At 74.4% G+C, this 6,223-nt stretch carries 8 protein-coding genes; 5 read left to right on the top strand and 3 right to left on the bottom strand.

The features are described 5' to 3' along the window. Together ABZZ17_RS17050 and ABZZ17_RS17045 are read right to left on the bottom strand one after the other, a co-directional pair. Positions 1 to 1,316, bottom strand: a 1,316-nt coding sequence (locus ABZZ17_RS17050) for an MFS transporter (RefSeq protein ID WP_356876686.1), incomplete at its 3' end; no start/stop codon positions are given. 38 nt (positions 1,317 to 1,354) lie between these two features. Beyond that, the gene (locus ABZZ17_RS17045; protein ID WP_356876670.1) at positions 1,355 to 1,951 is read right to left on the bottom strand and encodes a TetR/AcrR family transcriptional regulator; all 597 of its coding nucleotides are present in this window, start codon (positions 1,949 to 1,951) and stop codon (positions 1,355 to 1,357) included. 113 nt (positions 1,952 to 2,064) lie between these two features. On the opposite strand from ABZZ17_RS17045, the gene ABZZ17_RS17040 reads away from it, so the two are divergent. The 5 genes from ABZZ17_RS17040 (at position 2,065) to ABZZ17_RS17020 (ending at position 5,606) form a co-directional block, all read left to right on the top strand. Then, positions 2,065 to 2,451 carry a GntR family transcriptional regulator gene (locus ABZZ17_RS17040; protein WP_356876668.1) on the top strand — a complete coding sequence of 129 codons (387 nt, stop codon included), beginning with the start codon at positions 2,065 to 2,067 and terminating at the stop codon, positions 2,449 to 2,451. Next, the gene (locus ABZZ17_RS17035) at positions 2,448 to 3,350 is read left to right on the top strand and encodes an ABC transporter ATP-binding protein (protein ID WP_356876666.1); all 903 of its coding nucleotides are present in this window, start codon (positions 2,448 to 2,450) and stop codon (positions 3,348 to 3,350) included. Before ABZZ17_RS17040 ends, ABZZ17_RS17035 begins: the two co-directional genes overlap by 4 nt. Then, positions 3,347 to 4,264 (top strand): ABC transporter permease, encoded by a 918-nt coding sequence (locus tag ABZZ17_RS17030; protein WP_356876664.1) that lies wholly within the window; start codon positions 3,347 to 3,349, stop codon positions 4,262 to 4,264. Before ABZZ17_RS17035 ends, ABZZ17_RS17030 begins: the two co-directional genes overlap by 4 nt. A 73-nt stretch (positions 4,265 to 4,337) precedes the next feature. Continuing rightward, positions 4,338 to 5,249, top strand: coding sequence for an oxidoreductase (locus ABZZ17_RS17025; RefSeq protein ID WP_356876662.1), 912 nt, complete (start codon positions 4,338 to 4,340; stop codon positions 5,247 to 5,249). A 90-nt stretch (positions 5,250 to 5,339) separates the two neighbouring features. Next, positions 5,340 to 5,606 carry a hypothetical protein gene (locus ABZZ17_RS17020; RefSeq protein ID WP_356876660.1) on the top strand — a complete coding sequence of 89 codons (267 nt, stop codon included), beginning with the start codon at positions 5,340 to 5,342 and terminating at the stop codon, positions 5,604 to 5,606. 66 nt (positions 5,607 to 5,672) lie between these two features. On the opposite strand, the gene ABZZ17_RS17015 is transcribed toward ABZZ17_RS17020, so the two are convergent. Continuing rightward, complete coding sequence (locus ABZZ17_RS17015) at positions 5,673 to 6,152, bottom strand: PH domain-containing protein (protein WP_356876658.1); 480 nt, start codon at positions 6,150 to 6,152, stop codon at positions 5,673 to 5,675. Positions 6,153 to 6,223 lie beyond the last annotated feature (71 nt).

The raw sequence follows: 6,223 nt of genomic DNA, 5'->3' as shown, positions 1-6,223 counted from the left end.
CCGGGCCGGGCCCCGCGGGAGGCGCCGGGCGCCGCCGGGCGGTCGCGGCCCGGCAGCGCCGCGGCCGCCGGCAGACCGACGGCGGCCAGCGCGGCGAGCCCGACGAGGGTCCGGCCGGCGGCGTCCGCCGCCGCCGGGCCCGCGGCCCCGGCGCCCGTACCGGCCGCCACGGCGATCCCGAGGGCCGGACCCACGTTCATCGCGGTCTGCTTGAGCCCGCCCACGACCCCCGCGTAGCCGGGCGGGGCATCACCCACGACGGAGGCCGTCGCGGTGACCATCACGGCCGTGAACCCGGCGCCCAGCACCCCGAACGCCACCGGTCCGCCCGAGCCCAGTCCCGCGATCCCGGCCACCACCAGCACCGTCCCGGCCAGCGCCGTACACCGGGGCCCCAGCCGGCGCAGCGCGGCCCCCGCCACCGGCGCCCCGGCCACCATCAGCGCGGTCATCGGCAGCACCCGCAGCCCCGTCTCCAGCGGGTCCAGCCCCCGTACGTCCTGGAGCAGGAACGTCGCCGTGAACAGCGCCCCGAACATCCCGGCCGACACGGCCAGCAGCAGCGCCATCGACGCCGCGACCGGCCTCGACCGGGCCACCGCGGCCGGCACCAGCGGCCGGGGCCCGCGCCGCTCGCCCCGTACGAACAGCACCGCGAGACCGGCCGCCGCCCCGAAGCCGAGCAGGGTTCCCGAGGCAGTCCAGCCGTGCTCCGCTGCCCCGGTCAGCGCGTACACCGCCGCCGCGACGGCCGCCGCGAGCAGCGCCGGTCCCGCCACGCCCATCGGAGCCGGCCCGGTGCGGGGCGGCGCGGGAACCCGTACGGCCGCCGCGAGGACGGCGATGACCACGGCCACCGGCACGTTGACCAGGAACACCGCCCGCCAGCCCAGCTGCGCGACGACCACCCCGCCCAGCAGCGGCCCCGCCGCCGCGGCCAGCCCGATCGCGCCGGTCCGCACCGCCACCGGCGTGGCCAGCCGCTCCGGCGGATAGGCGAGGCGCAGCAGCGCGAGCGTGGCGGGCTGCATCAGCGCCCCGAACAGCCCCTGGAGGGCGCGCAGCGCGATGACCCAGCCCACGCCGGGCGCGAGCGCGATCCCCGCCGAGGCCGCCGCGAACCCCAGTACGCCGGTCAGCAGCAGCCGGGTGTGCCCGTACCGGTCGCCCAGACGTCCGGCGATGACCAGGAACGCCGCGACCGTGAGCAGGTAGGCGGTACTCGTCCACTGCACCTGCGCCGCGCTCGCCCCGAGGTCGCGCCGCAGGGCGGGCTGGACCACGATCAGCACCGTGCCGTCGAGGGCGACGAGCATGGCCGCGCTCACGCTCACCAGGAGCGCGAGATGCCGCCTCACGCCGGCTCCGGGCCGAGGTGGGCGTCCAGGGCGGCGCCCACGAGCCGGTCGACGCCGGCCCGCGCGCCGTCCTCCAGGACGAGCGGGAGACTGCCCGACGCCCACAGCTGCGCCAGTCCGTGCAGGTTGGCCCACAGGGCGGCGGCGGTCACCTCGGGCTCCCGCGCCCCGCACCGGGAGGCGAGACCGACGAGCAGGGCGAACAGGGGCAGGGTCGACTCCCGCAGCCGCGGCCCGTCCGACGGCTCGTCCCCCGTGCTGTCGAGCAGGTCGTGACGGAACATCAGCTCGAACATGCCCCGCTGCTCCAGCGCGTAGCCGACGTACGCCGTCGCCAGTACCCGCACCCGCTCGCGCGGGGCGGCGTCCTCGGCGCCCCCGGCGGCGAAGCGGGCGCCGAGGTCGGCGAACCCGCGCCGGGCGATGGCCGACAACAGGGCCCGGTGCGTGGGGAAGTACCGCCGCGGCGCGCCGTGCGAGACCCCGGCGCGCCGGGCGATCTCCCGCAGTCCCACGGCGCCGCTCCCCTCGGCCGTGACCAGTTCCACCCCGACGTCGATCAACCGCTCGCGGAGCGGGCTCCCGGATTCCATGGACACTGTCTACCAGGCGTGAGTAGACAGTGTCTACTCCTGACGGGTTGACAGATGTCCGCTCGATGCACCACCCTTTCACTACTTAATTAGTGAAAGGGTGGTGATGGGGCGTGCTGGAATACCGCATCGACCGGCGCAGCGGCATGGCCACGTACCTCCAGATCGTCCAGCAGACCAAACAGGCCCTGCGCCTGGGCCTGTTGGTGCCCGGGGACAAGCTCCCCACCGCGCGGGAGGTCGTCGAGGCGACCGCCATCAACCCGAACACGGTCCTCAAGGCCTACCGGGAGCTGGAACGTGAGGGCCTCGTCGAGGCGCGGCGCGGCCTGGGCACCTTCGTCCGAAAGTCCCTGGGCGCCGCACCGGCCGACTCGCCGCTGTGGGCCGAACTGGCGGACTGGGCACGACGGGCCAGTGACTCGGGTCTGGCACGGGACGACGCCGCCGCCCTTTTCACCGCCGTACTCGACGCACACTTCAAGGGGGACGACGCGTGACGGACATGGTGATCGAGGCCGAAGGCCTGGGTCTGCGCTACGGACGACGAGGGGCCTGGGCGCTGCGCGACTGCTCCTTCCGGCTCCCCGAGGGGCGCGTCTGCGCCCTCGTCGGCCCGAACGGAGCGGGCAAGTCCTCGCTCCTGACGCTCGCGGCGGGACTGGTGCGGCCGACCGAGGGCGTCATCGGTACGTCGGCGTCGCGGGCGACGACGGCGTACGTGGCCCAGGACAAGCCCCTGTACCCGCAGCTGACCATCGGCGAGACCCTGCGCATGGGGCGCGAGCTCAACCCGGAGCGCTGGGACGCCGGGAAGGCGGCGCGGATCGTCGAAGCCGGCGGGCTCCGGGAGGACACCCGGGTCCGGTCCCTCTCCGGGGGCCAGCGCACCCGCGTCGCCCTGGCGCTCGCCCTGGCCAAGCGGCCCGCCCTGCTCCTGCTGGACGAGCCGATGGCCGACCTCGACCCCCTCGCCCGGCAGCAGCTCATGGGCACGCTCATGGGCGACGCCGCCGAGAACGGCACCTCCGTGGTGATGTCCTCGCACCTCCTGACCGAGCTGGAAGGCGCCTGCGACCACCTGCTCCTCGTCGACGGCGGCCGGATCCGCCTCTCCGGCCCCATCGAGGACGTCATCGCGAGCCACCGCCTGCTGACCGGCCCCGCCGCGGCCGCGGGCGAGCTCGCCGCGCACACCGTCGTCGAATCCCGCACCACCGGCCGTCAACTGGTCACCCTCGTAAGGCCGGGGGGCCCGATAGCCCCCGGGACGTGGCAGACCGCCTACCCGACCCTGGAGGAACTCTTGCTCGCGCACCTCCGCGCCCCCGACGCCCCGGCCCTCGCCGTCCCGGCCCTCGACGTCCGTCCCGCCGCCACCGGGGCGGTGCGGGGATGAGCGCCCTGACCCTGAACGGCCCGCGCTGGGTCGCGGTCCGCCAGCACCGGCGCGCCCTGTGGGCGCTGCCCGTCGCCGTCGCCGCCGCCCTCGTCGCCGCCGTCGCCCTGCGACTGCTGGCCTCAGAACCGGGAACGCTGTACCCGAACCGCTGGTACAGCATGCTGCGCATCGCCATGGAGGGGGCGGGCCGCGGCATGCTGCTCCTGCCGGTGCTGGTGGCGGCGTTCGTGGCCGGCCCGATGCTGGCCCGGGAGACGGAGAGCGGCACCTACCGGCTCGCCCTGACCCAGTCGACGACCCCGAAGGCCTGGCTCGCCTCGAAGACCGTGGTCGCCGCGGTGGTTTCGGCGGGGTGCGCGGCCGCCATGATCGGCGTGTACCGCCTCGGCTGGGCTCCGGTGGCGGGCAGCCACCAGCTCTCCTGGGCCGACCGGGGCACGTACGAGGCCACCGGCCCGGTCATCGTCGCCTACTGCCTGCTGGGCGTGGGAGTCGGAGCCGTCGTCGGCCAGTGGCTGCGGCGCACGCTGCCCGCCATGCTGGTGGCGGGCGGTGTCACGGGCCTGGTCCTCGTGCTGTTCGGGTACCTGCGCTGGTCGGTCCTCACCCCGGTGACCAGGACCACCCCGTTGTCCGAGTACGCGGACCTCGCGCTGCCGCGCTCCTCCTTCCTGGTCGACTCGGGACTCCTCACCGCCACGGGCGAGCGGCTGCCCTCATGGGCCTGCCGCGAACGCTCCGGCGGCATGGGCGTCTGTCCCGCCGACCTCCAGGTCACCGGCCGGTACGCCGACTACCACCCCGTGTCGCACTACTGGCAGACCCAGCTCATCGAAACCACCACCGTCCTGGCCCTGACGGCACTCGCCCTGTACACCGCCTTCCGCGTCCTGCGCGCCCGGCGGGGCTGACAGCCGGGCCCGGCCGCCACCGCACGCCAATCCCGGTGGCGGCCGGAGCGCCGCATGGGCGATCATCCCCGGCATGACCACAGAAACGATCAACGCATCGGCCTCGGGCACCTGGAAGCTCGGCGACATGGAGGTCAACCGCATCGGCTTCGGCGCGATGCGCCTGCCCCAGAACGGTCCGGCGCTGCGCGCCGACGCCGTTCCGGGCGACCGCGACCGCGCCATCGGCGTCCTGCGCAAGGCCGTCGAACTCGGCGTCAACCACATCGACACCGCCGCGTTCTACTTCTCCTCGCTGCGCTCCGCCAACGAGCTCATCAACAGCGCCCTGGGTGGCCCCTATCCGGACGACCTGGTCATCGCCACCAAGGTCGGCCCGGCCCGCGACCTGTCCGGCGAATGGGCGGCGCACGCCGGACCCGCGCAGCTGCGCGGGCAGGTCGAGGAGAACCTGCGCCAGCTCGGCCGGGACCACCTCGACCTCGTGAACCTGCGCATCCTCGGCACCGACTCCCTCGCCGAACGCTTCGGCGTCCTCGCCGAGCTCCGCGAGGCCGGCCTCATCCGCCACCTCGGCGTCTCCAACGTCACCCCGGAACAGCTCGCCGAGGCCCGCACCATCGCACCGGTCGTCTGCGTGCAGAACCCGTACGGCATCGGAATGCGGCCGGACCAGGACGAGTTCGTACGGTTCTGCGGCGAGGAGGGCATCGCCTTCGTACCGTTCTACTCGATCGCCACCACCGGCCGCGAGGGCGGCGCGAGCGGCGCCGAGAGCGAGGAGGTCCTCACCGTCGCGCGGGCCCACGGCGCGAGCCCGGCGCAGGTCCGCCTGGCCTGGACCCTGCACCGCGGCCCGCACCTGCTGGCCATCCCCGGCACCGGCAACCCCGACCACCTCACCGCCAACGTCGCCGCGGGCACCCTGCGCCTCTCCGAGACCGAACTGGCCCTTCTGGACGGCCTCCACCAGCGGTCCGCCTGAGGAAACCCCGGCCCCGGGGCTCGGGTTGTCGGAGGCGCGTGGTGGGATGAGCGGGCTCTGTCGTCATGAACCCGCTGGGAGATCCCCCTCATGCCCGTGTACCCGTCCCTGACCCATGCCCTGGCCGAGGCCCTGGTCGACGTACTGCGCTTCGTCGAGGACAGCGAGGAAGAGCCGCTGGACGCGGACGACGCCGTCAAGGTCCTGGAGGGCGTGGCCCAGCTCGTGGGCGAACTGTCGGGGGAGCAGCGCGGCGAACTGGGCGACATGCTCGGGGCGATGGCCGAAGCCGAAGCCGACCCGGCCCGCCGCGAGTTCCTGGAGGAGTTCCCGGAGGGCTTCGGCCTCCTCGACTAGTTCCGGTCACGGCACCAGCCACGCACGGTTCCGGTCACGGCACCGGGTGAGGGCGGCCCCCGGCGGTCAGGCGGCGGGGGTGTCCGGCACCGGGTCCGTGCCGACCGACCGGGCCAGGGCCGCACGCAGGAACGCGACCTCGCCGGCCAGTCCGGCTTCCCCGTCGCCGACGTGCATCAGCAGCTTGCGCTTGCCGCCCGTCAGGTAGGCGTACGCGTACGGATTGGCCCTGTTGCCGGGCCCGCGCGGGGTGGCGACCCTGATGTCCTCGATCTCCGTCCAGGGGATCCGGCGCGTCAGGAAGATCCCCCGGTGCCGGATACCGCTGTGGTCGGCCACGGTGACGGTCCACGGCGCGCGGACCATGATCGGCAGGACGAAGAGGGCCAGCGCCACGCTCACCCAGACCATCACGTCACGGGAGAAGAGCTCCTCGGTCCACATGATGAACAGGAACAAGCCGCTCTTGAGGGCGAGGATGATCAGAGTCGTGATCGTCCCGCCCCTGCCCGGCCGGTACTCGCGCGGCAATTCCAGTGCCCCCATGGTCACTCCTCTCCCCGGCCGACCACCGTAGGCCCTGGCAACGGCCGCCCCGCGGGCGGGGTGCGGCCGTT

Source organism: Streptomyces sp. NPDC006512, assembly GCF_040611935.1.
GTDB lineage: Bacteria > Actinomycetota > Actinomycetes > Streptomycetales > Streptomycetaceae > Streptomyces.
The sequence above is the reverse complement of the archived record's forward strand: the minus strand, read 5'-3'. Positions and strand labels throughout refer to the sequence as shown.